The 22,548-nt window shown below is 74.7% G+C and carries 17 protein-coding genes; 9 read left to right on the forward strand and 8 right to left on the reverse strand.

What is annotated here, in order from left to right; genetic code table 11:
• Window positions 1-41 precede the first annotated feature (41 nt).
• Window positions 42-320, forward strand: coding sequence for a GlsB/YeaQ/YmgE family stress response membrane protein (locus ITJ44_RS09285; protein WP_194634839.1), 279 nt, complete (start codon window positions 42-44; stop codon window positions 318-320).
• Between the two features lie 111 nt (window positions 321-431).
• On the opposite strand, the gene ITJ44_RS09290 is transcribed toward ITJ44_RS09285, so the two are convergent.
• Entirely contained in the window at window positions 432-1,259 is an 828-nt protein-coding gene (locus tag ITJ44_RS09290) for a ferritin-like domain-containing protein (RefSeq protein WP_228494859.1), read from the reverse strand.
• 415 nt (window positions 1,260-1,674) lie between these two features.
• Between ITJ44_RS09290 and ITJ44_RS09295 the strand changes: the two genes are divergently transcribed.
• Window positions 1,675-3,588: an ABC transporter ATP-binding protein gene (locus ITJ44_RS09295; protein ID WP_194634841.1), complete on the forward strand. Its 1,914-nt coding sequence runs from the start codon at window positions 1,675-1,677 to the stop codon at window positions 3,586-3,588.
• A 31-nt stretch (window positions 3,589-3,619) separates the two neighbouring features.
• Here the strand turns inward: ITJ44_RS09295 and ITJ44_RS09300 are convergent, their stop codons facing one another.
• Complete coding sequence (locus ITJ44_RS09300) at window positions 3,620-4,483, reverse strand: sugar phosphate isomerase/epimerase (RefSeq protein ID WP_194634843.1); 864 nt, start codon at window positions 4,481-4,483, stop codon at window positions 3,620-3,622.
• A gap of 177 nt (window positions 4,484-4,660) precedes the next feature.
• Here ITJ44_RS09300 and ITJ44_RS09305 point away from each other — a divergent pair, with 177 nt between their 5' ends.
• From ITJ44_RS09305 to ITJ44_RS09315, 3 genes are all read left to right on the forward strand, one after another.
• On the forward strand, window positions 4,661-5,392 hold the full coding sequence (locus tag ITJ44_RS09305; RefSeq protein WP_194634845.1) for a ThuA domain-containing protein: 732 nt from the start codon (window positions 4,661-4,663) through the stop codon (window positions 5,390-5,392).
• Complete coding sequence (locus ITJ44_RS09310) at window positions 5,389-6,504, forward strand: Gfo/Idh/MocA family protein (protein ID WP_228494860.1); 1,116 nt, start codon at window positions 5,389-5,391, stop codon at window positions 6,502-6,504. Before ITJ44_RS09305 ends, ITJ44_RS09310 begins: the two co-directional genes overlap by 4 nt.
• 115 nt (window positions 6,505-6,619) lie before the next feature.
• Window positions 6,620-7,225, forward strand: coding sequence for a nitroreductase family protein (locus tag ITJ44_RS09315; RefSeq protein WP_194634847.1), 606 nt, complete (start codon window positions 6,620-6,622; stop codon window positions 7,223-7,225).
• Between the two features lie 100 nt (window positions 7,226-7,325).
• On the opposite strand, the gene ITJ44_RS09320 is transcribed toward ITJ44_RS09315, so the two are convergent.
• The gene (locus ITJ44_RS09320; RefSeq protein ID WP_194634849.1) at window positions 7,326-7,733 is read right to left on the reverse strand and encodes a hypothetical protein; all 408 of its coding nucleotides are present in this window, start codon (window positions 7,731-7,733) and stop codon (window positions 7,326-7,328) included.
• Window positions 7,734-8,066: 333 nt separating this feature from the next.
• Between ITJ44_RS09320 and ITJ44_RS09325 the strand changes: the two genes are divergently transcribed.
• Both ITJ44_RS09325 and ITJ44_RS09330 read left to right on the forward strand, forming a co-directional pair.
• Window positions 8,067-9,449 (forward strand): serine hydrolase, encoded by a 1,383-nt coding sequence (locus ITJ44_RS09325; RefSeq protein WP_194634851.1) that lies wholly within the window; start codon window positions 8,067-8,069, stop codon window positions 9,447-9,449.
• A gap of 76 nt (window positions 9,450-9,525) precedes the next feature.
• The gene (locus ITJ44_RS09330; protein ID WP_194634853.1) at window positions 9,526-11,040 is read left to right on the forward strand and encodes a phosphatase PAP2 family protein; all 1,515 of its coding nucleotides are present in this window, start codon (window positions 9,526-9,528) and stop codon (window positions 11,038-11,040) included.
• A 50-nt stretch (window positions 11,041-11,090) separates the two neighbouring features.
• Here ITJ44_RS09330 and ITJ44_RS09335 read toward each other — a convergent pair whose 3' ends face one another.
• Together ITJ44_RS09335 and ITJ44_RS09340 are read right to left on the reverse strand one after the other, a co-directional pair.
• Entirely contained in the window at window positions 11,091-12,980 is a 1,890-nt protein-coding gene (locus tag ITJ44_RS09335; RefSeq protein ID WP_194634855.1) for an amidase family protein, read from the reverse strand.
• Window positions 12,981-13,101: 121 nt separating this feature from the next.
• Complete coding sequence (locus tag ITJ44_RS09340) at window positions 13,102-13,284, reverse strand: PspC domain-containing protein (protein ID WP_194634857.1); 183 nt, start codon at window positions 13,282-13,284, stop codon at window positions 13,102-13,104.
• 245 nt (window positions 13,285-13,529) lie between these two features.
• Here ITJ44_RS09340 and ITJ44_RS09345 point away from each other — a divergent pair, with 245 nt between their 5' ends.
• Window positions 13,530-14,105, forward strand: coding sequence for an ANTAR domain-containing protein (locus tag ITJ44_RS09345; protein WP_194634859.1), 576 nt, complete (start codon window positions 13,530-13,532; stop codon window positions 14,103-14,105).
• 34 nt (window positions 14,106-14,139) lie between these two features.
• On the opposite strand, the gene ITJ44_RS09350 is transcribed toward ITJ44_RS09345, so the two are convergent.
• Window positions 14,140-15,057: a sigma-70 family RNA polymerase sigma factor gene (locus ITJ44_RS09350; RefSeq protein WP_194634861.1), complete on the reverse strand. Its 918-nt coding sequence runs from the start codon at window positions 15,055-15,057 to the stop codon at window positions 14,140-14,142.
• A gap of 254 nt (window positions 15,058-15,311) precedes the next feature.
• Here ITJ44_RS09350 and ITJ44_RS09355 point away from each other — a divergent pair, with 254 nt between their 5' ends.
• On the forward strand, window positions 15,312-16,844 hold the full coding sequence (locus ITJ44_RS09355) for an amino acid permease (RefSeq protein ID WP_194634863.1): 1,533 nt from the start codon (window positions 15,312-15,314) through the stop codon (window positions 16,842-16,844).
• Between the two features lie 19 nt (window positions 16,845-16,863).
• Here ITJ44_RS09355 and ITJ44_RS09360 read toward each other — a convergent pair whose 3' ends face one another.
• Together ITJ44_RS09360 and ITJ44_RS09365 are read right to left on the reverse strand one after the other, a co-directional pair.
• Complete coding sequence (locus ITJ44_RS09360) at window positions 16,864-17,667, reverse strand: Fpg/Nei family DNA glycosylase (protein WP_194634865.1); 804 nt, start codon at window positions 17,665-17,667, stop codon at window positions 16,864-16,866.
• Window positions 17,668-17,736: 69 nt separating this feature from the next.
• The gene (locus ITJ44_RS09365) at window positions 17,737-22,545 is read right to left on the reverse strand and encodes a DNA glycosylase AlkZ-like family protein (protein WP_194634867.1); all 4,809 of its coding nucleotides are present in this window, start codon (window positions 22,543-22,545) and stop codon (window positions 17,737-17,739) included.
• Window positions 22,546-22,548 lie beyond the last annotated feature (3 nt).

Below are 22,548 nucleotides of genomic sequence, written 5' to 3' on the forward strand. Positions count from 1 at the left end.
CGCGCGTCGTCCTGGCGTGCTCGCACAGAAGAGAGACCACCATGCTCGGACTCATCATCAGCCTCATCGTCGTCGGCCTCATCGCCGGCTTCATCGCCCGCGCCGTCGTGCCCGGACGCCAGAACCTCTCGATCCCGATGACGATCCTGCTCGGGATCATCGGCTCGTTCGTCGGCGGCCTCCTCGGCTTCCTGATCTTCCAGCACGACGCCATGGACGGCTTCTTCCAGCCCGCGGGCATCATCGGCTCGATCATCGGCGCCATCATCGTGCTGCTCGTCTACGTGAAGGTCGGCGGCCGCAAGTCCGTCCGCCGCTGAACACGGCCGGGCGACCCGTCGATGCGCTGGCGCGCACCTGACGACAGCCGGTAGCGGAGCACGACGAGGGACGGGTCGCCGAGGAGGCGGCCCGCCCCTCGGGCGCGCGCGTCAGGCACGGCCGGGATCGCCGTCCGTCGGCCCCAGCAGCGGCGCCCGCGGATCCACCAGCACCGAGCGCGCAGCTGCGCCGAACCCGTGCATCGCCCGCCGCCAGTACGCCCGCGGCGCGACACCGCACGCGCCGAGGGCCGCGCGGTGGTCGACGACGATCACCGTCGCGGCGCCCGCCGCGACGACCGTCCACGCGGCGCCGATGAGCGCGCGCAGGGGAGCGGGGGTGTCGCGGAAGCCCGTGCGGAGCCGGTCGATCTGGAAGCGGACGTGGTCGCGCTCGTCGTCCGCGATGCGCCGCCCGAGGGCGCGGAGCGCGGGATCCGGCGCGTGGTCGGCGAGCGCGTGGAAGTAGCCCGTCGCGACCGTCTCCGCGATGAGGAACAGGCTGATCTCCGTCCGCAGCCCGATGAGGTGCCGCAGCCGGGTGAACGCCGCGTCCGTCCAGTGCGCGGGCAGCGCGGGTGCATCGAGGTGGTCGAGCGCGCGGAGGAACAGGGCCGCGTGCTTCTGCTCCTCCTGCACGAGGAGCGCGAGTGCGTGCGTGTACGCGGGATCGCCCGCGTCGGTCGCCATGCGCAGGAGGTGCGCGCCGTCGCCGCTCTCGCCGAGCGCGAACCGCTGGAAGGAGCGGACGAACGCGCGGCGGGCGCGGGCGTCCATCGTCGGAGTCGTACCGGATGGGATCAGCTGCTCGGGCGTCAGGTGCCGGTCGGCGTTGGCGTGGAAGTGGGCGATCCAGTCGGCGGCGGTCGCCATGCGGTTCGCCCCCGCGGCCGTCGGATGCGGGTCGGGATGCGCTGTGCTCTGCGTGATCGAGGTCATTCCCTCACGCTAGGAACGCACTCCCGGCGACCTCGCCGGGCGCAGGGGGGACCTCGGGGGTCGCCGCGGGCTATCCCTCGCCCGGGAGGTGGTCCGCGCGGGGGACGACGGCTGCATCCTCCGCCCGACGGCGCCGCGGCGGGGAGCGGAGCGGCGCCGTTGGGACGACCGGCCGGGCCGGCCCGCCCCTGTCCATCCGGTGACGCTTCGCCGGAGGGGCGTGATCGCCGCCCGCCGTGGCCCATGATGGGCATGCGCACCGGCGGGATGAGCGGTGCGCGCCCCGTCTGCGAGCCGGCCCCGACGACGACGCCGACCGGGCCGCCTCCCGAGGCACCGCCCGGCTCGCCGCCGCGGAGCATCCCGACCCGGCGCACCCGCTCGCCTCGAGCGGACGGCCACGAGAGGAACCCCCATGAGCATGGAAGGCGTGGCCTGGAGCTCGCTCTACAAGATCTCGAGCGCCCAGGACGGCAGGAACGGGTTCTCCCGGGAGTCCGTGCGGCGGATCCTGACCTTCGCGGTCCCGTACCGGGCGAAGCTGCTGCTCTTCATCGCCCTGTCGGTGGTCGGCGCGTTCCTCGCGGTGGCGACGCCGGTGCTCGCCGGCCGGGTGGTCGACGTCATCGTCGCCCGGGGCGAGACGGGGACGATCATCGGGCTCGCCGTCGTCATCGCCCTCGTGGCCGTGGCCGACGCCGGCGTCTCGCTCGTGACGCGCTGGTACTCGGCCCGCATCGGCGAGGGCGTGATCCTCGACCTCCGCACCGCCGTGTTCGACCACGTGCAGAAGATGCCGATCGCGTTCTTCACCCGCACGCGGACGGGCGCGCTCGTGAGCCGCCTCAACAACGACGTGATCGGCGCGCAGCAGGCCTTCAGCGGCACGCTCTCCGGGGTGGTCACGAACCTCGTGGCGCTGGTCCTCACGCTCATCGTCATGCTCAGCACGTCCTGGCTCGTCACCGTGCTCGCGGTGGTCATGCTCCCCGTGTTCCTGATCCCCGCGCGCCGCATGGGCGGTCGCCTCGCCGCGCTCCGCCGCGAGGCCGCCGACCACAACTCCGCCATGAGCACGCAGATGACGGAGCGATTCTCGGCGCCCGGCGCCACCCTCGTGAAGCTGTTCGGCCGACCCGACGAGGAGTCCGAGGAGTTCCGGGTGCGCGCCGCCCGGGTCCGCGACATCGGGGTCCGCACCGCGATGCTGCAGTTCGTCTTCGTCACCGCGCTGATGCTCGTCTCCGCCCTCGCGCTCGCGCTCGTCTACGGGCTCGGCGGCGTCCTCGCGCTCGGCGGCCAGCTCGACACCGGCGAGGTGGTCACCCTCGCGCTCCTCCTCACGCGCCTCTACGCGCCGCTGACGAGCCTCGCGAACGCGCGGGTCGAGATCATGAGCGCGGTCGTCAGCTTCGAGCGCGTCTTCGAGGTGCTGGACCTCGAGCCGCTCATCCAGCAGAAGCCCGACGCGGTCGCCGTCCCCGACGGCCCGGTGACGGTGGAGTTCGACGACGTGCGCTTCGCCTACCCGTCCGCGGACAAGGTGTCGCTCGCCTCCCTCGAGGAGGTGTCCACGCTAGACACCCGCGGCGGCGAGGAGGTGCTGCACGGGGTGTCCTTCCGGATCGAGCCGGGGCAGACCGTCGCCATCGTCGGCACGTCGGGCGCCGGCAAGTCGACGATCGCGCAGCTCCTCTCGCGCCTGTACGACGTCGACAGCGGCGCCGTGCGGCTCGCGGGCACGGACGTGCGCGACGTGACCTTCGCCTCCATGCGGCACACCCTCGGGATGGTGACGCAGGACGGCCACCTGTTCCACGAGACGATCCTGTCCAACCTGCGCCTGGCCCGGCCGGACGCGACCGACGACGAGGTATGGGACGCCGTCCGGCGCGCGCGGCTCGAGCCGCTCATCCGGTCCCTGCCCGACCAGCTCGACACCATGGTGGGGGAGCGCGGCTACCGGCTCTCCGGCGGCGAGCGCCAGCGGATGACCATCGCCCGGCTGCTGCTCGCCCGCCCGCGGGTCGTGATCCTCGACGAGGCGACGGCGGCGCTGGACTCGACGTCGGAGGCCGCCGTGCAGGCCGCCCTCAGCGAGGCGCTCGAAGGGCGGACGGCCCTGGTCATCGCCCACCGCCTCTCCACGATCCGCAGCGCCGACATGATCCTCGTGGTCGAGGACGGCGCCATCGTCGAGCGCGGCACGCACGACGAGCTGCTGGCCGCGGCCGGCCGCTACGAGGAGCTGCACCGCACCCAGTTCCAGACCCAGAAGGACGTCGCGGCGGACGAGGAGGCGGACGCGCTCGCGGACTCCGGGCGCTGAGCTCGATCCCCGGCCGGGACCCGGGCTCACCTCACCCGAACACCCGCCGCACCACTTCGTGCTCCTGCTCGAGGCCGTCCCACTCGTCGGATCCGTCGGGCCGGCTCGACTCGTCGACCATCGCGAGCGCGCCCTGGTAGCCCGCGTCCTGCAGCACGCGGAGGGAGCGGGCGTAGTCGACGTCGTCGAGGCGGCCGCCGTCGTCGCGGTGCGCCTTCGCATGGCAGGTGACGGCGTGCGGCGCGATGCGGGCGAGCTGCTCGTGCTTGTGGGGCATGGTCCAGTTGCCGAGGTCGATGAGGAGGCGCACGTCGACGGCGTCGGCCAGGAGCGCGAGCACCGCGTCCGCGTCGGGCAGCAGCTCGCGCCAGTTCTCCGTGACCACGGCGACGCCCGGGTGCGCGGCGGCGAGACGGGAGAGGCGGCGCGCGCTCGCCGCCAGCAGCTCCGGCGTGGGCGCGCTCCGGCCGGCGACGACGCGGGCGTGGTGCGCGCCGAGCGCCTCGGCGTCGGCGAGGCGGTCGGAGATCCACCGCTCGTGCAGGTCGGCGTCGGTGGGGTGCGTGAGGTCGCCGTCGTCGACGAGGAACGCGTCGAGCGTGATCCCCGACGCCGCGAGCGACGCCCGCAGCTCGGCGAGGTAGCCGGCGTCCCGCGTGGGCAGCTGGAAGTGGGTGATCTGCACGGCCCGGTACCCGCGCCGCGCCAGCTCGGCGGGGAGATCCAGGAGGTCGAGCGCGTCCGCCGCGCGTCCGCCCCGGGTGGTCGGGCCGGATCCGTCGGGCCCGGGAACGCGCGGCCGCCCGAGCGTGCCGTCGAGGGACCACGCGTGCACGGCCTTGTCGGTCGGGCGGGTGGACGCGGCGGGGCGGGCGGCGCCGGTCGGGCCGGTCATCGGATCGCTCGGGTCGGGTCGTGGGCGATGGCGTTCATGCGGCCTCCCGGGTCGCCCGCATCGGCGCGGGGCATGCGTACGATCGTAGGCGCGGGCATGCCGCGTCGTCAGGCCGATCCCGGGCCGACAGGACCGGCGCCCATCCCGAACCCCGATCACCGCCGAACGAGGAGCGCCATGGACATCGTCGTCTGGAACGAGAACGTGCACGAGAGCCGGGGGGACGCGACGGTCCTGTCGCACTACCCGGACGGGATCCACGCCGTCGTCGCCGACGGCCTCCGCGAGCTGCTGGGCGACGACGCGTCCGTGAGCACCGCCACGCTGCAGGATCCGGAGCACGGCCTCACCGAGGAGCGCCTCGCCGGCACCGACGTCCTCTACTGGTGGGGCCACGTCGCGCACGGCGAGGTGTCCGACGAGGTCGTCGCGCGCGTGATCCGCCACGTGCACGCTGGCATGGGCCTCGTCGTGCTGCACTCGGGCCACTACTCGAAGGTGTTCACGCGCCTGATGGGCACGACGTGCTCGCTGAAGTGGCGCAACGACGGCGAGCGCGAGCTGGTCTGGACCATCGCGCCGCAGCACCCCATCGCCACCGGGATCCCGCACCCGATCGTCATCGACCGGCAGGAGATGTACGGCGAGCAGTTCGACATCCCGCGCCCCGACGAGGAGGTGTTCCTCTCCACCTTCGCGGGCGGCGAGGTCTTCCGCTCGGGCGTCGCGTACCACCGCGGCCGCGGCCGGGTCTTCTACTTCTCGCCCGGCGACCAGGAGTACCCCGTGTACCACCACCCCGACATCCGCCGCGTGCTCGCGAACGCCGCCCGCTGGGTCGCGCCCACGGACGGCCGCGCCGACCTCACAGCCGACGAGCACCCGCGCGACTGGTTCCTCGCCCGATGAGCGCCGCGAAGGGGACGCCGGCCGCTCCCGCCGCCTCGCCCGCGCCCGACGCTCCCGCCGCCCCCGCCTATGACGGCCCCCGCGTCCGCGTGATCCACGTCGGCCTCGGCGGCTGGGGCGGCGACTGGGCGCGCAACGCCGTGCCCCGCGTCGACGAGATCGAGGTGGCCGCGATCGTGGAACCGAGCGAGCCCACCCGCGAGAGGGTGCGCGCGCTGCTCGGACTCCCCGCGTCCGCGGCGTTCGCCTCGCTCGCCGACGCGCTCGCCGCCGTGGAGGCGGACGCCGTCATCGTCACGGCCCCTGCCGTCACGCACGCCCCGCTCGCCCTCGAGGCGCTCGAGGCCGGCAAGCACGTCATCGTCGAGAAGCCGTTCGCCAACTCGACCGCCGAGGCCGCCGCCGTCGTCCGCCGCGCCGAGGAGCTCGGGCTCATCGTGCAGGTCAGCCAGAACTACCGCTGGTACCCCGCCCCCCGCCGCGTGCGCGAGCTGCTGGCCGCCGACGCGCTGGGCGAGGTCGCGACCATCGAGATCGACTTCCGCCAGTGGGACAACGACGAGCCCGACGACTACCCGCACTACCGGTTCCCGCAGCCGATCATCAACGACATGGCGATCCACCACTTCGACCTGATCCGCATGGTCACCGGCCGCGAGGCCGTCCGCGTGTTCGCCCGCACCAGCCGCCCGTCGTTCAGCCACTACCAGGACCCCGCGGTCGCGTCCATGGTCATCGAGCTGGAGGGCGGCCTGATCGTCGACTACCGCGGCAGCTGGCTGCACCGCGGACCCGTCACACCCTGGGCGGGCGAGTGGCGCATCTCCGGCGAGGACGGCGAGCTGACCTTCACGAGCCGCGGCGAGGGCGTCTCGGCCGACCGGGTCGGGATCCGCGACGCCGCGGGCGCCGAGCGCGAGCTCGACCTCGAGACGCTGCCGCTCATCGGCCGCGCCGCGGGCCTGCGCGCCTTCGCCCTCTCGATCCTCGGCGGCCCGCCGCCCGAGACCAGCGGCCGCGACAACCTCGGCAGCCTCGCGCTGATGGAGGCCGCCGGCCGCTCCGCGGAGTCGGGCCGCTTCGAGGAGGTGCGCGACCCGCTCGCGCGGTGATCCGCGCGGGTCCGGCCGCCCCCGCGTCACCCAGGAATAGCCGGGCGGCGTCCCGCATTGTGATCCGCGAGGCCCGCCGCTGTGCCGCATCCCCGACATCGACCGAAGGACCGCCATGACCCTCACCGAGGACGCCCCCACCGCATCCACCGCCCGCACCGCCGACACAGCCGTGCCGATCGTGCGCGAGCTCGACGCCCGCTGGAGCCCGCGCTCCTTCGACCGGGACGCCACCGTCTCCGACCAGCAGCTCGACGCCCTCCTCGAGGCCGCGCGCTGGGCGCCGTCCGGCAGCAACCAGCAGCCGCGCCGCTTCATCGTCGCCCGCCGCGGCACGCACGCGTTCGACACCATCGTCGACTCCCTCATCGGCTTCAACGCGGCGTGGGCCGTGAACGCGTCGGCGCTCGTCGTCGCGATCGCCGAGACCTCCACGGTCGAGGGCGAGAAGCGCCCCTACGCCGCGTACGACCTCGGCCAGGCCGTCGCCCACCTGTCCGTGCAGGCGCAGGCCGAGGGCCTCCACACGCACCAGATGGCCGGCGTCGAGTTCGGCACGCTGTCCGCCGCGTTCGACCTGCCCGAGAACCTGCAGCCGCTCACGGTCACGGCCGTCGGCACGGTCGCTCCCGCCGACGCGCTCGAGGGTCCGCTCGCCGAGCGCGAGACCGCCCCTCGCTCGCGCCTGCCGCTCTCCGAGCTGGTGCTCGTCCGCGAGTAGTCCCGCCCCGCACGCTAGCGGCCGTCGACCCTCGGGTCGGCGGCCGCTCGTGCGTCGGGCGCGGGTCGTCGGGTCCGCGGCGTCGGGACAGGCGCGCGGGTCAGCCCCCGAGCACGCGCCCGACGAGGTCCTGCAGGAACGGGATCGCGTCCTGCACCTGGTCGACGCTCGCGATCACGGTGGCGACGAGCGGCCACGCGGATCCCACGAGCGTCGCGACCACGGCCGAGACCGCGGCGACCCACGCGACCCGGCCGTCCCGGGTGCGGGCGGCGATGCCGAGCATCACGACCGCGACCACCAGCGACACGCCCACGCCGAGCGCGATGAGGGTCACGGGCACGTCGAGCTGGCCGGCGGTCGCGGCATCGGCCGCGCCGATGAACCCGAGCACGGGCAGCAGCACCACGACCACGGCCACGATCGCCACGACGAGCCCGGTGACGGCGGCCGCGCGCGTGGCCCGCGGTCGGCGGCGGAGGACGGGGCCGGCGGAGCGGGCGCTCATCGCGTGGCCCCTCGGCCGTCGGCGCCGAGGGTGGCGGTGGTGCGGGCGCCGGTCGGGCCGGCGGATGCGGATGCGGTCTGCGCGGCACGGGATCCGCGGGTCGGGTCGTCCATGGCTGCTCCTGTCGGGTGGTGCGTCACCCAGGAGACGTGACGGGCCCGCCGATCGTCCCGCCCGTCCAGGAGGCGCCCAGCGGGGAGCGCGAGACGTTCGCTCCGCGGATGGGGCCGCGCGCGGGCCCTTCGCTCGGCGGATCGGGCGGATCAGACGGAGGCGAGCCCGGGTCGCGTAGAGTCCGGCACGCCCGCCGTCCCCGATCCCCGGAGCACCCCCATGACCGAGATCCTCGACTACGTCCGCACCTGGCTCGACCACCGCGTCTGGCAGACCCGCGTCCCCGGCGCCCAGGTCGCCATCGCCCGGCACGGCGAGGTCGTGCTAAGCGAGGCGTTCGGCGTCGCCGATCCCACCACCGACGCGCCGCTCACCCCCGCGCACCTCTTCCGGGTCGCGTCGCACTCGAAGTCGTTCGCCGCCACCGCGATCCTGCAGCTCGCCGAGCAGGGCGCCCTCCGCCTCGACGACACGCTCGGCCGGCACGTGCCCGAGCTGGCCGACGCCGGATCCGAGCTCGCCGACGTCACGGTCGCCGCGCTCCTGGAGCACGGCGCGGGCGTCCTCCGCGACGGGCCCGACGGCGACCACTGGCAGCACTCCGGCCCGTTCCCCGACCGCGCGCACCTCCTGGCCATCGCGACCGCGCCCGGCGTCGCCAAGGTCGCGCCCGACACCGCGTTCAACTACTCGAACATCGGGTACTCCCTGCTCGGCCTCGTGATCGAGTCGGCGTCCGGCCTCTCCTTCGCCGACTACCTGGCCGAGCGGATCGCCGCCCCGCTCGGCCTCCGCGACACCACCGCGGAGTACGTCCCGGCGCGCGCGGACGAGTACGCGGCCGCGTCCACCTCGCTCCGCACCTCGCGCGAGCGCAGCGTCCTCCCGCACGTCGACACGCGCGCCATGGCCGCGGCCACGGGCGTCACGAGCACCGCGGCGGAGCTCGTCTCCTTCTTCTCCGCGCTCGTGCTGCCCGACGACGAGCGGCTCCTCTCGGCCGCGTCGAAGCGCATCCAGCAGCGGCCGCGCTACGACACGAGCGCGGACGCGGCCGGCACCCGCCGCTACGGCTACGGCCTCATCATCGAGCGCGTCGGATCCGGCGCGCACGAGGCCACGGTCATCGGCCACTCGGGCGGGTACCCGGGCCACATCACGCGCACGGCGGTGGATCCCGTGAGCGGGTGGGCCGTCACCGTCCTCACCAACGCGATCGACGGCCCGGCCGCGGCGCTCAGCACGGGCATCCTCGAGCTGCTCCTCGCGGACTCGGCCGCCACCGCGGAGGAGCGCGCCGCGGTCGACGCGCCCTTCGCGGGTCGCTTCGCCAACGTGTGGGGGATGCAGGACTACCAGGTCATCGGCGACCGCTTCCTCCGCATCGACCCGACGGCCGAGCACCCGCTCGACTCCGTGGACGTGCTCGAACGCACGGGCGACGCGTCGGCGCGCATCGTGGAGGGCGACGGGTTCGGATCCGTCGGCGAGGAGGTCACGGCCGAGCGCGGCGCCGACGGCAGCATCGACCGGATCCGCGCGGGCGGCGGCATGACGCTGGAGCCGCTGGTGCGCGAGTGGGTCCCGCGGTCGCGCGGGTGAGGCGGGGGCGGGCGCGTCCCGCCGACGGATGACGGACGGCCGGGCGGGAACGATCCCTCCCCCTCGCCGCGCGTCCATGCGCGGTTCACCGGGCGGAGGCCGCGGGGTCACGGTCCCTCCCTACCGTGCGGGAGGCCGCTCGGCCGTCGACCCCACGGAAGGCACCATCATCACCGCCACCACGACCGTCCGCCCACGCGCCCGCATCGCCGCGCTCCTCTCCGCCACCGTGCTCCTCGGCGTCGTGCTCGCGGGCCCCGGAGCGTCCTCCGCGCAGGCGGCGACCGCGCCCGCGCCGTTCGACCAGGCCACGATCGACCACGTCTACGCGTCCGACGCGACCTACGACTTCGTCCCCATGCTCGACGCGTTCCCGGCGCTGAAGAGCGGCCGGCCGGACATCATGCAGCTCAACGACGACATGACCGTGCAGATCAACCAGTCCGCCCCGAAGGCGCAGTCGGACCGTGCGATCATCGACCAGTACGCCGACATGTCCGTGTCGATGTCCGACGGCCTCGGCGCCCGCCTCGGCGCGATCTACAAGGCCGCGCGCGACGCCGGGCAGCTGCCGAAGACGGCGGCGCTGCTCAACAAGGAGAACGGCCTCGTGGGCCGCGGCGGGTCGACGGGCCCGGCGAAGAACCACTACGCCAACCCGCGTCCCTACGTCCGCTTCCCGGAGCGCCTCCAGTACCGCGACAAGCCCGGCGGCAACGCGTGGGCCGGGCAGGACGGCTCCTACCCGAGCGGCCACACGTCGCAGGCGTTCTGGCAGGGCGTCTCGCTCGCGACGATGCTGCCGGAGCTCGCCCCGCAGATCCTCGCCCGCGCGTCCGACGCCGGCAACAACCGCATCGTGATGGCAGCGCACTACCCGATGGACGTGATGGCCGGTCACATGATGGGCCAGAAGATCGTGCAGCGCCGCTGGGCCGACCCCGAGTTCCGCGACCTCTACGCCCAGGCCACGACGGAGCTGCGGCAGGTGCTCGAGGCCGGCTGCGGTGCCACGCTCGCGGTCTGCATCGCCGCGGACACGCCCTACCTGCCGACCGACCAGGCGCTCGCGGTCTACCGCCAGCGGCTCACCTACGGCTTCCCGCTCGTGGGCGCGGCCGGGCAGCCGATGACCGTGCCGGACGGCGCCGAGTCGCTCCTCCGCTCCAGCCGCCCCGACCTCACCGACGCCCAGCGCCGGCAGGTGCTCGCCCTCACCGCCATCGATTCGGGCGAGCCGCTCGACCTCGGTACGGCCGGCAGCTGGGAGCGCATCGACCTCGCGGCCGCGATGACCGCGAAGATCACGGTCGCCGCCGACGGCACGGTCTCCCTCGCGGGTGCCGCGACCGTGGATCCGTCGCCCGGTCCGGCCGCCTCGTCCGCCCCCGCGGACAGCGGTGCGACGACCGGCGGATCCGCGGCCGCGGCGGCGCACCCCGGGACCCGTGGCAGCGCGCACGCCGCGACGCTCGCCCGCACCGGATCCGACCTCGCCCCCGGCGCCGTCACCGCGGCCGTCGGGCTGCTGGTCGCCGGCGGTGGGCTGGTGCTCGTGCGTCGCCGTCGGCGACGGAGGGCGCGCGGCTGACCCGCGGCCGGCCGCGCAGGCGGCCTCCGCCCGGGGCGCAGCTCGCGGGATCAGCCGGCGCGGCCGCCGGGAGATCGGCGGCGACGCAGGCCGCCGACCGCCATGACCGCCCCGCCGACGAGCGCGACGCCCGCGGCGATCACGGCGTTCTGCGTGAGGGTGTTGACGCCGCCCCCGGCGATGCGCGCGGCGCCCGCGGCCTGCGGGGCGGATGCCGGGGATCCCGCTCGGGTCGCCGTCCTGTCGGCGTCCGCCGTCTCGTCCGCCGCGACCGCCGCCAGCTCCGGCGTCGTCCCCGGCGCGACCCGGTGCTTCGTCGCCTGCTCGAACGCGTACGCCATCGCGAGCAGGTCGCCGTCGTGGCTGCGGGGCGCGGCGAGCTCGAGGCCGACAGGAGCGCCCGTCGAGGTGAAGCCGGCCGGCACGGAGATCGTCGGGATCCCGGTGTTCGCGCCGATGTCGCAGAACGTCGTGCCCGCCCAGGTCGGCGTCGCGCTGGTGGCGCTCGTGGGCATCGCGAGCGCGTCGATCCCCTGCTCGGCGAAGAACGCGTCCATCGCCGACTTGCCGGCGTCCTGCTCCGCGATCGACCGGTCGTAGTCGGAGTTCGGGACGTCCGCGTGGCTGAGGAAGTACGCGATGTCGGAGTCGGTGAGCGCGCTCGGCCGGTCGGCCATCACGTCGGCGAAGGAGAGCACGTCGGCGGGCTCCGTGCGAGCGGCGACGCGCGCCGGCCAGGTCGCCGGCGTCTCGCGGAGGAAGCGGTCGATCGCGGGCCGCATGTCGCGCCATCCGCCGCTCTGCAGCGTCCGCTCCACGAACTCCCGCGTGAGCGGCACGTCCACCACCTCGGCGCCCTGGGCCTCGAGGTCGCGGACCGCCTCGTCCATGAGCGCGGTCGTCTCGGCGAGGCCCGGCCGCTCGGGATCCTCCGGGATGTCCCAGCGCACCCGCCCGATGCGCGTCCCGGCGAGGGCGGTGGTCGACAGGCCGGAGACGTACGCATCGGTGTCCTGCTGGTCGGCGATCTCCGTGAGCGGATCCGCGGGGTCGCGCCCCGCGAGCACCTCGGTGATCAGCGCCGCGTCGGCGACCGTGGTGGTCATCGGGCCCGAGACGTCCTGCCGGGGCGAGAGCGGCACGATGCCGGCCGTGCTCGTGAGCCCCATCGTCGGCCGGAAGCCCACGAGCGACTGGTGCGTGGCGGGCCCCAGGATGGATCCGCACGAGTCTGTGCCCAGCCCCGCCGGCGCGTAGGCGGCCGCGACGGCCGCGGCCGTGCCGCCGCTGGATCCGCTCGCGCTCCACGATCGGTCGTACGGGTTTGCCGTGCGGCCGCGGGCCGAGCCCAGCGTGTACGTGCCGTGCCACGCGAACTCGGACATGTTCGTCTTCGCGAGGATGATCGCCCCGGCCGCCCGCAGCCGCGCGACCGCGGTGGAGTCGGCCGTCGTGCGGTAGTCGCGGAGCGCCGCGCTGCCGACCGTGGTGGGCATGTCGGCGGTGGCGTGGTTGTCCTTCACGACGAGGGGGACGCCGTGCAGCGGGCCGCGGATCGCGCCGGCCGCGCGCTCCGCGTCGAGCGTCGCGGCCGTCGCGAGCGCGTCCGGGTTCGTGGTGATGACGGCCTGCAGGCCCGGGCCGTCGTCGCCTGCGTCGTCGTCATACGCGTCGATGCGGGCGAGGTAGGCGCGGGTGAGCTCGACGGAGGTGGTGGATCCGGCCTCGAGGAGGGCGACCGCGTCGGCGACGCCCAGGTCGACGACGGCCGGGGCGGCCGGGGAGGAGATGGCCGATGCGCCAGGGGCGCCGTCCGCGGATGCGCGGGCGGGCTCCGCGACGACCCCGCCGCCCGCCGCGAGGCCGAGCACGAGCGCCGTCGCGGCGAGCGCGCGACCGCCGATGCGGATCCGGGCACGGGCGCGTCGACGAGCGGGCATGCGGCTCCATCCGGACGGGAGAGGGGTCTCCCCAGTCTGGGAACCGGGTGTTGCGGCGGCGTTTCCGGCGCGGGACGATCCCGGGTCGGCGACGCGGTGCGGCGCGCGGCGCCGGGCCGGGTCAGCGCTGCTTGGGGAAGACGATCCAGAGGATCAGGTACAGCAGGACCTGCGGGCCCGGCAGCACGATCGAGAGCACGAACAGCAGGCGGACGAGGAAGCGGCTGATGCCGAAGCGGTCGGCGAGGGCGGCGCAGACGCCGGCGATGATCTTCCCGCGACGGGGACGCATGAGGGTGGCCATGCACCGAGCATGGCAGGCGCGCCTGCGCCGCCGCCGGATCGGCGCCTCCTGTCGCGCGGGGCGCGGCCGCGAACGGCTCCCCGTGAGTTCTCCTCCCAGATGCTTAGGGCGCAAACCCATGGTGCGATACTCGAATGGTCGAGCCGGGGCTCGGCGTCTCCCCCGCGACGCGGCGGGCCACGGCCGGCCACGGCATGCCGGACCCGAGGAGCCGCCGCCGTCCCCGACCACAGGGAAGGGGCCGGATGGAGCAGCACCGCTCGACCCTGCCCGTCCACGTCGTCGCCGCGTTCCACGCCGCTCCGAGCCGCGCCGCCGGCGTCGAGCTGCTGCTCGCCGCCCTCCTCGAGGCCTCCTCCGCGACGGGCGCCGCCGTGGTCCTGCCGCGCGCGTCGGAGGTCGCGACGGCGGGGGAGTCCGGCGGCGCGCTCGGCGCGCTCCTCGTGGACGGCCGCGTGCCCGTCGGACCCGGGCTGCTGCTCGTCGCGCTGGCCGACGGCGGCGACGCGTACGCCGGGGGTGGCGCCGTCGCGCTGCACCGCGCGACCGGGGCGCTCGCGGCGGCCGACCGCGCCGTGGCCGAGGAGGTCGCGGTGCACGCGCGCATCGCGCTCGCCGCGTGGGACGCCGCGGACGACCTGGCGCTCGGTCTCGCATCGCGCTCCGTCATCGGCCAGGCGCAGGGGATCCTCATGGAGCGGTTCTCGCTCGACGCCGACCGCGCGTTCCAGGTGCTCCGCCGCTACTCGCAGGACGGCAACGTGAAGCTCGTCGAGGTCGCGCGCCGCGTCGTGCGGACGGGCGCGCTGCCGACCTCCTGAGCGGATCCGGAGGGCGCCGGCGCGTGCGCCGCCCTCAGGCCGTGCGCCGGTCGACCCCGCGCGGCCGGATCGGCGACACGGCGGCCAGCGGCGCCATCTCCGGCAGGGTCTCGGCCTCGCCGCGGGTCAGCTCGGCGCGCAACGCCCCGAGGATCCGCGCGAGCAGCCGCGAGACCTGCATCTGCGTCACCCCGAGCTCGGCCGCGATCTCGCTCTGGCTGCGCTCGTCGACGAAGCGCAGGTGCAGGATCCGCCGGTCGCGATCGCTGAGCACGCCGCGCGCCGCGTCCAGCAGCACCGTGCGCTCGGCGCGCGCGTAGCCGGGGTCGTCGGTGCCGATGGTGTCCGCGAGGGAGGTGCCCTCGTCCTCGTGCACCGTGAAGTCGAGCGACGCGGGCCGGAGGCTGGAGTGCGCCGCGAGCGCCTCGGCGACCTCCTCGCGCGCGTGCCCGGTGTGCGCGGCGAGCTCGGCGTCGGTCGGCGTGCGGCCGAGGCGCTGCGTGAGCGCCGGCACGGCCGCGAGCAGCGCGTGCCGCAGCTCCTGGACCTGCCGCGGCGGGCGGATCACCCACCCGTTGTCGCGCAGGTGGCGCTTGATCTCGCCGGAGATGGTGGGGATCGCGAACGACACGAAGGGCGCGCCGAACCCCGGGTCGTAGCGGCGCGCGGCCTTCACGAGGCCGAGGTAGCCGACCTGGCGCAGGTCGCTCCAGTCGTGCGCACGGCCCGAGTGCTGGCGCGCGAGCTGGTCGGCGAGCTCGAGGTGGTCGAGCACGATCTGGTCGTGCAGGCGGCGGCGCTCGGCCTCGCCCGCGGCGTCCTCGGCCACGGCCGCGGCGCGGACGAACCGCTCGTGGGTCAGCCGACGCTTCTCGTCCCGCGCTGCCGTGAGGCCGGGCGCGAGGGCGGGAGGGGCGGCGGCGAGGGCGCGCGTGCGCAGCGTTGCGGTCACTCAGGACCTTCCGGACTCGAGTCGGACGCGGCACGCTGCTTGACCGCTCCTCCAGAGAAGCACTGCTCCTCATGCCTGCCTAGGTGCTCCGATCACTTCTCCTCGGCGCTTCTCCCGCTTCTCCGCGGGCCGGGCGTGTCGGGCGCCCGCGCATCCGCACCAGGACGCAGCAGCGCCCCCGTACGGGGGCATTCCCCCACCCGCCGGTAGGCTCGATCCCCGTTCCCCGAGCCCGCCGACCGAACGGACGCCCCATGAGCCTGTTCCGCACGAAGAGCATCGAGTCGTCGCTCGCCGACGCCGCGGGAGGCGAACGCAGCCTCACCCGCTCCCTCGGCACGTGGGACCTCATGCTCATGGGCGTCGCCGTCGCGGTCGGCGCCGGCATCTTCTCCGTCGGCGCGAAGGCGGCCGGCAACTACGCGGGACCGTCCGTCACGCTCGCGTTCGTGCTCGCCGCCGTCACGTGCGGCCTGGCGATCATGTGCTACGCCGAGTTCGCCTCCGCCGTGCCCGTCGCGGGCAGCGCGTACACCTTCACCTACGCGACCATGGGCGAGCTGCTCGCGTGGATCATCGGCTGGGACCTCATCCTCGAGATGCTCACGGCGGCCGCGGTAATCGCCAAGTACTGGGGCATCTACCTGGAGTCGGCGCTCCAGCTCGCGGGGCTCGACATCCCCTCCACGATCACCGTCTTCGGGCTCGGGATCAGCTGGGGCGCGGTGCTCATCACCGCGATCTTCACCGTGCTGCTCGTGCTCGGCACCAAGCTCTCCAGCCGCGTCTCGAGCGTGTTCACCGTGCTGAAGGTCGGGGTCGTGCTGTTCGTGATCGTCGTGGGCGCCTTCTACGTCAGGCCGGAGAACTACTCGCCCTTCATCCCGCCGCAGCGCCCGGCCGAGGGCGCGTCCGCCGACGTCTGGACCCAGTCCCTCTTCTCCTGGGCGAGCGGACAGGAGCCCACGCAGTACGGCCTCTACGGCCTGCTCGCCGGCGCCTCGCTCGTGTTCTTCGCGTTCATCGGCTTCGACGTGGTCGCCACGAGCGCCGAGGAGGTGAAGGACCCGCAGCGCACCCTGCCGCGCGGGATCTTCGCGGGCCTCGCCGTCGTCACCGTGCTCTACGTGCTCGTGACCCTCGTGCTCACCGGCATGGTGCCGTACACGGTGCTCGCCGACGCGGAGGATCCGTCGCTCACGACCGCGTTCACCGCGGTCGGCGCCGGATGGGCGGCGCAGGTCATCTCCATCGGCACGCTGCTCGGCCTCACCACCGTGCTGATGGTGCTGCTGCTCGGCCTCGCGCGCGTGGTCTTCGCGATGAGCCGCGACGGCCTGCTGCCGCGCGGCCTCAGCCGCACGAGCGCGAAGCGCCGCACGCCGGTGCGGGTGCAGATCATCGCGGGCGTCGTCGTCGCGGCCCTCGCCGGCTTCACCGACGTGGGCGTGCTCGAGGAGATGATCAACATCGGCACGCTGTCCGCGTTCGTGCTCGTGAGCATCGGCGTGATCGTCCTGCGGAAGAAGCGGCCCGACATCCGCGCGTCGTTCCGCGTGCCGTTCATGCCGTGGCTGCCGATCCTCTCGGCCGTGCTCTGCGTGTGGCTGATGCTCAACCTCACGACGCTCACCTGGGTGCGCTTCGTCGTCTGGCTGGTGCTCGGCTTCGCGGTCTACTTCCTCTACGGACGCCGCCACTCGGTGGTCGGCACGGAGGAGGCGCGGCTCGCGGCGGGCGGTGCGCCCGCGCCCGAGCTGCCGTCGGCGTCGACGCCCAGGGACTGACCGGCTCGCGCGCCGCGGCTCAGGTCTGGCAGCGCGGGCACCAGTAGGTGACCCGGTCCTGCGCGCCCATGCCGGGGCGCACGGGGTCGCCGAGCTGGCCTTGCTGGATCCGCGTGCCGCACCGCAGGCACGGCTTGCCCTTCCGGCCGTAGACCCAGTCGGTGCGGCCGCGGCGCAGGTCGCCCGTGGTGGTGCGTTCGATGCGGTCGCGGTTGGCGCGCATGGTGCGGCGGGCGAGCGCGATCATCGCGGGCAGGTCCGGCACCTCGGCCACGGGCCTCGTGGGCAGCACGCCACGGAGGAAGCAGAGCTCGGCCCGGTAGACGTTGCCGATGCCGGCCGCGTTCCGCTGGTCCAGCAGCGCCAGGCCGATGGCCCGCTCCGGCTGCGCGGAGATGCGCCGCACGATCTCCTCGGCCGCCGCGTCGCCCCAGTCCGGCCCGAGGATGTCCGGCCCCAGGTGCCCGACGACCGTGTGCTCCTGGTCGCGCGGGATCACCTCCAGCACCCCCAGCGAGAATCCCACCGTGACGCGCTCCGCCGTCTCGAGCACGACGCGCGCCTCGAAGGCCGGCCGTCGCCACGCGGTGCCGTGCTGGTAGATGTGCCAGGAGCCCTCCATCTTGAGGTGGCTGTGGATCGTGAGGTCGCCGACGCGGTGGAGGATGTGCTTCCCCACGCTCACCACCTCGTCGACCTCCCGGCCCGCCAGATCCAGCGTCGCGTGCTTCGGCACGCGGAAGTCGCTGCGCGTGAGCACCTGCCCGCCGATCGCCTCGTGCAGGTGCGCGGCGGTGCGGTAGACGGTGTCGCCCTCAGGCACGCGCGGCTCCCGTGACCGGGACGGCGCCGGCGCTCGCTGCCGGGCGCGTGTCGATGCCCGCGCGCGCGCTCACGACCGCATCCGCAGCCCGCGCGGCGTCGCCGAGAAGCCGTGCTCCTGGAGCGCCGTGCCGAGCGGGGTGCCGAGGATGAACGCGCCGTTGACCTTCTCGATCGCGAGCTTCGCGACTCCTCCGCGTCGCACGATCCCGCCGAGCGACTCCGCCGCCGCGCGGATCACGGCCTCGTCGTCGTCGAACAGGAGCACGGTCTTGCCGCCGCGCTCCACGTAGAGCACCAGCTCGCCGTCGACCAGCACCACGAGCGCGCCCGCCTTCCGGCCCGCGCGATGGCCGGTGGGGCGCTCGCCGCGCGCGTCGACGCTGCCGGACTCCGCCACGGTGGACGCGGAGTCCCCGCCCGCGTCCGCGGCTCCCGGGCTGCTGCCGGCGCCGGCGCCCGCGTCGGACCCGGTCTCGGACCCGCCGCCCGACCCGTCGAGCCGCGGCCAGGGCAGCGCCGCCCCGTAGGCGTTCGCCGGATCCGTGGCCGCGAGCGTCAGCGCGACCAGCGGTCGCTCGCCCGCGTCCGGATCCCGCGTGAAGCCGCGCAGCCGGTCGACCGTGCCGCCCGTGGAGAACTGCGCCGCGCCCAGCGTCTCGATGAAGTACCCGCGTCGCGCGCGCCCGGTGTCCTCGAAGCCCGCGAGCACCTTGTAGGTGAGCGCGAAGCCGCCGGGCACGCGCTCGGTCATGACGGATCCGCGCGTGACGACGCCGTACCGCTCCAGCAGCAGCTCGGCCGTGCCCGCGGCCCGCACGGTGGCGTCGGTCTCGGCGAGCGGCACGATGGACCACCGCCCGGCCGCCGTCGACGGGCCCGTGCGCGTGGGCATGTCGGCTCGCGGCATGCGCCCGCCGCGGTACATGCGCTCGCGCGGCGCCCGCTGCGGGGTCTTGTGCGCCGTGGATCCGCCGGCCAGCAGCGCCCGCAGCGGCGACAGGGTGTCGTTGGTGACGAGGCCCGCCCAGACGAGGTCCCACAGCGCGGTGACGAGCGCCCTGTCGTCCGTGGACCCCACGGCGTCGCTCAGCTGCCGGAAGAAGTAGCCGCCGCCCGTGCCGAGCGTGGTGAGGACCTCGCGCTGCAGCTCGTCGGTGTCGTGCGCGTCGGGCTCGGGCAGCGTGAGCGCGACCTGGTCGGCGAGGTGCAGGCTCACCCAGCCGTCGGCGCCGGCGAGCGTGCCGGCCCCCGACCAGATGACCTCGCCCGTGGAGGTGAGCTCGTCGAGGAACGCGGGGCTGTAGTCGCGCACCCGCGCGGGAAGCACGAGCGTCTCCCACGCGGAGGCGGGCACGGGCGCGCCCGCGAGCTGCTCGATGACCTGCAGCACGCCGTCGACCCCGCGGAGCCCGCGCTCGCGATCGGCTCCCGCCACGTGCTGCCACGCCGGGAGGAACCGCGCGTAGGCGGCGCGCTCGACCGGCTCGACCTCGCTGCGGAGCGCCGCGAGCGAGCGGCTGCGGAGGCGCCGGAGCACCTCGACGTCGCACCACTCGCTGCCGGACGCCCCCGGCCGGAACTCGCCCTCGACCACGCGCCGCTGGGCGCTGAGCCGGGCGAGGGTGTCGGCGATGACGGCGGATCCGAGGCCGATGCCGGTGGCCGCGTCCGCGATGGTGAACGGCCCGTGCGTGCGGGCGTAGCGGCCGACGAGGTCGCCGAGCGGATCCGCCACGGGCTCCACGAACGCGAGCGGCGTGCCGATGGGCAGCGGCACGCCGAGGGCGTCGCGGAGGCGGCTGGCGTCCTCGATGGCGGCGACGCGCGGCTGCCCGCCGAACGAGACGCGGAGCGCGCGCTTGCCGGCGACGAGCGCGTCGAGGTGGTCGGCGGCGGATCCGGCTTCCTCGGGCTCGAGGCGCGCGGCGACCTCCTCGGCGTCGAGCGGGCCGAGGATCCGCAGCAGGTCGGCGACGCCCTCGAGCCCCTTCGCCCGCCGGTCGGGCGCGAGCCGCTGCAGCTCCAGCTCGGTGCGCGCGATGACCGCCGGATCCAGCAGCTCGCGCAGCTCCGCCCGGCCCAGCAGCTCCGAGAGGAGCCCGGCGTCGAGCGAGAGCGCGGCGGCCCGGCGCTCGGCCAGCGGGCTGTCGCCCTCGTACATGAACGCGCCGACGTAGCTGAAGAGGAGGCTGCGCGCGAACGGCGACGCGTCCTCCGTGGTGGTCTCGACGATCCTGATGCGCCGGGCCTCGATGTCCTTCGCGAGCGACGTGAGCGCGGGCAGGTCGTAGACGTCCTGCAGCACCTCGCGCACGGTCTCGAGCACGATCGGGAAGGCGGGGAACTTCCGCGCGACGTCGAGCAGCTGCGACGCGCGCTGGCGCTGCTGCCAGAGCGGCGAGCGGCGGCCGGGGTTGTAGCGCGGCAGGAGCAGCGCGCGCGCGGCGCACTCGCGGAAGCGCGAGGCGAAGAGGGCGGATCCGCCGACCTCCCGCGTGACGATGGCGTCGAGCTCGTCCGGCTCGAACACGAACAGGTCGGCCCCCGGCGGCTCGCCGTCGGTCTCGGGGATGCGCACCACGATGCCGTCGTCGTTGGCCATGGTCGCGCCGTCGATGCCGTACAGCTCGGTGACCCGGGCGCCCACCGCGAGCGCCCACGGCGCGTGCACCTGCATCCCGTAGGGGGAGTGCAGCACCACGCGCCAGTCACCCAGCTCGTCGCGGAAGCGCTCGACCACGAGCGTGCGGTCGTTCGGCACGTGGCCGGTGGCCTTCTTCTGGTCGTCGAGGAACGCGAGCAGGTTGTTGACGGCGCGGTCGTCGAGGCCCACGCGGCCGGCCCTCGACCGGGCGTCGTCCACCGCGGATCCGGACAGCTCCCGCACGAACGCCCCGATGGCCCGCCCCAGCTCCAGCGGCCGGCCGAGCCCGTCGCCCTTCCAGAACGGCAGCTTCCCGGGCTCGCCGAACGCCGGCGTGACGAGGACCCGGTCGTGCGTGATCTCCTGGATCCGCCAGCTCGTGGCCCCCAGCGCGAACACGTCGCCGACGCGCGACTCGTAGACCATCTCCTCGTCGAGCTCGCCCACGCGTGACGCCTTCTCGCCCACCATGAACACGCCGAAGAGGCCGCGATCCGGGATGGTGCCGCCCGAGGTGACGGCGAGCCGCTGCGCGCCCGGCCGCCCCTCGATGGTGCCCTCGTCGCGATCCCACACGATGCGGGGCCGCAGCTCCGCGAACTCGTCGGACGGGTACCGGCCGCTCAAGAGGTCGAGCGTGGCCTCGTACGCGGAGCGCGGCAGGGTCGCGAACGGCGCGCTCCGGCGCACGACGTCGAACCACTCCTCGACGCCCAGCGGCTCGAGCGCGACGGCCGCGACGGTCTGCTGCGCGAGCACGTCGAGCGGGTTCGCGGGCACGCGCAGCGACTCGATCTGCCCGCTCGCCATGCGCTCGGCGGCGACGGCCGAGTGGATGAGGTCGGCCCGGTGCTTGGGGAAGATGACGCCGCGGGAGACCTCGCCCACCTGGTGCCCCGCGCGGCCGACGCGCTGCAGGCCGCTCGCGACCGAGGGCGGCGCCTCCACCTGCACGACGAGGTCGACGTCGCCCATGTCGATGCCGAGCTCGAGGCTGGAGGTGGCGACCACGCAGCGCAGGCGCCCGGACTTGAGGTCGTCCTCGATGAGCGCGCGCTGCTCCTTCGAGACGGATCCGTGGTGCGCCTTGGCGAGCACCGGATCCGCGCCCTCCGTGCTCCCGGCCTGCGCCATGACCTCGGCGGGCGCGCGTGACGCGGTGCGGCGCGTGGCGGAGAAGGCCGTGGCGTCGACGGGCCGGTCGACTGACGAGACAGCCCCCGCGAGAACGGGCACAGCGCCGGCGGTCGCCGACCCGCTCGCGACCGCCCGCCCCTCGGCGTCGATGCGCCCCTCCTCGATCCGTACCGTGTAGATCTCGTTGAGCCGTGCCGTGAGCCGCTCCGCGAGCCGCCTGCTGTTCGTGAAGACGATGGACGACGTGTGCTGGAGCACGAGGTCGACGATGCCCTCCTCCACGTGCGGCCAGATGGATCCCTGCTGCGGCGCGTCCCCCTGCGCCGCCGACCCCTCGAGCGGCGCCGTGGTGCCGAGCTCGGTCATGTCGTCGACCGGCACGATGACGCGCAGGTCGAACTCCTTGGTGTTCGTCGGCGACACGATGGTCACGGGCGAGCGCCCGCCGAGGAACCGCGCCACCTCCTCGGGCGGCCTGACGGTGGCCGACAGGCCGATCCGCTGGGCCGGCCTCTCGAGCAGCGCGTCGAGCCGCTCGAGCGAGAGCGCGAGGTGGCTGCCGCGCTTCGTGGCCGCGACCGCGTGCACCTCGTCGACGATGATCGTCTCGACCCCCGCGAGCGTCTCGCGCGCGGCGGACGTGAGCATGAGGAAGAGCGACTCGGGCGTGGTGATGAGGATGTCCGGCGGCGTCTTCGCGAGCGAGCGCCGATCGGCCGCCGGGGTGTCGCCGGAGCGCACGCCCACCGTGACCTCGGGCGGCTCGGCCCCCAGCCGCTTCGCCGTCTGCACGATGCCCACGAGCGGCGAGCGGAGGTTGCGCTCCACGTCGACCGCGAGGGCCTTCAGCGGCGAGATGTAGAGGACGCGCGTGCGGCGCATCGGGTCTTCGGGCGCGGGCCGCGAGGCCAGCCGGTCGATGGACCACAGGAACGCCGCGAGCGTCTTGCCGGATCCGGTGGGCGCCACGACGAGCGCGTGCGACCCCTTCTGCACGGCCTCCCACGCGCCGGTCTGCGCCGCGGTCGGGCCGGGGAACGCGCCCTGGAACCACTCCCGGGTGGCCGGGGAGAAGCGCGCGAGGACGGGATCCATCTG

This window comes from Clavibacter sp. VKM Ac-2873 (assembly GCF_015351075.1).
Taxonomy (GTDB): domain Bacteria; phylum Actinomycetota; class Actinomycetes; order Actinomycetales; family Microbacteriaceae; genus Clavibacter.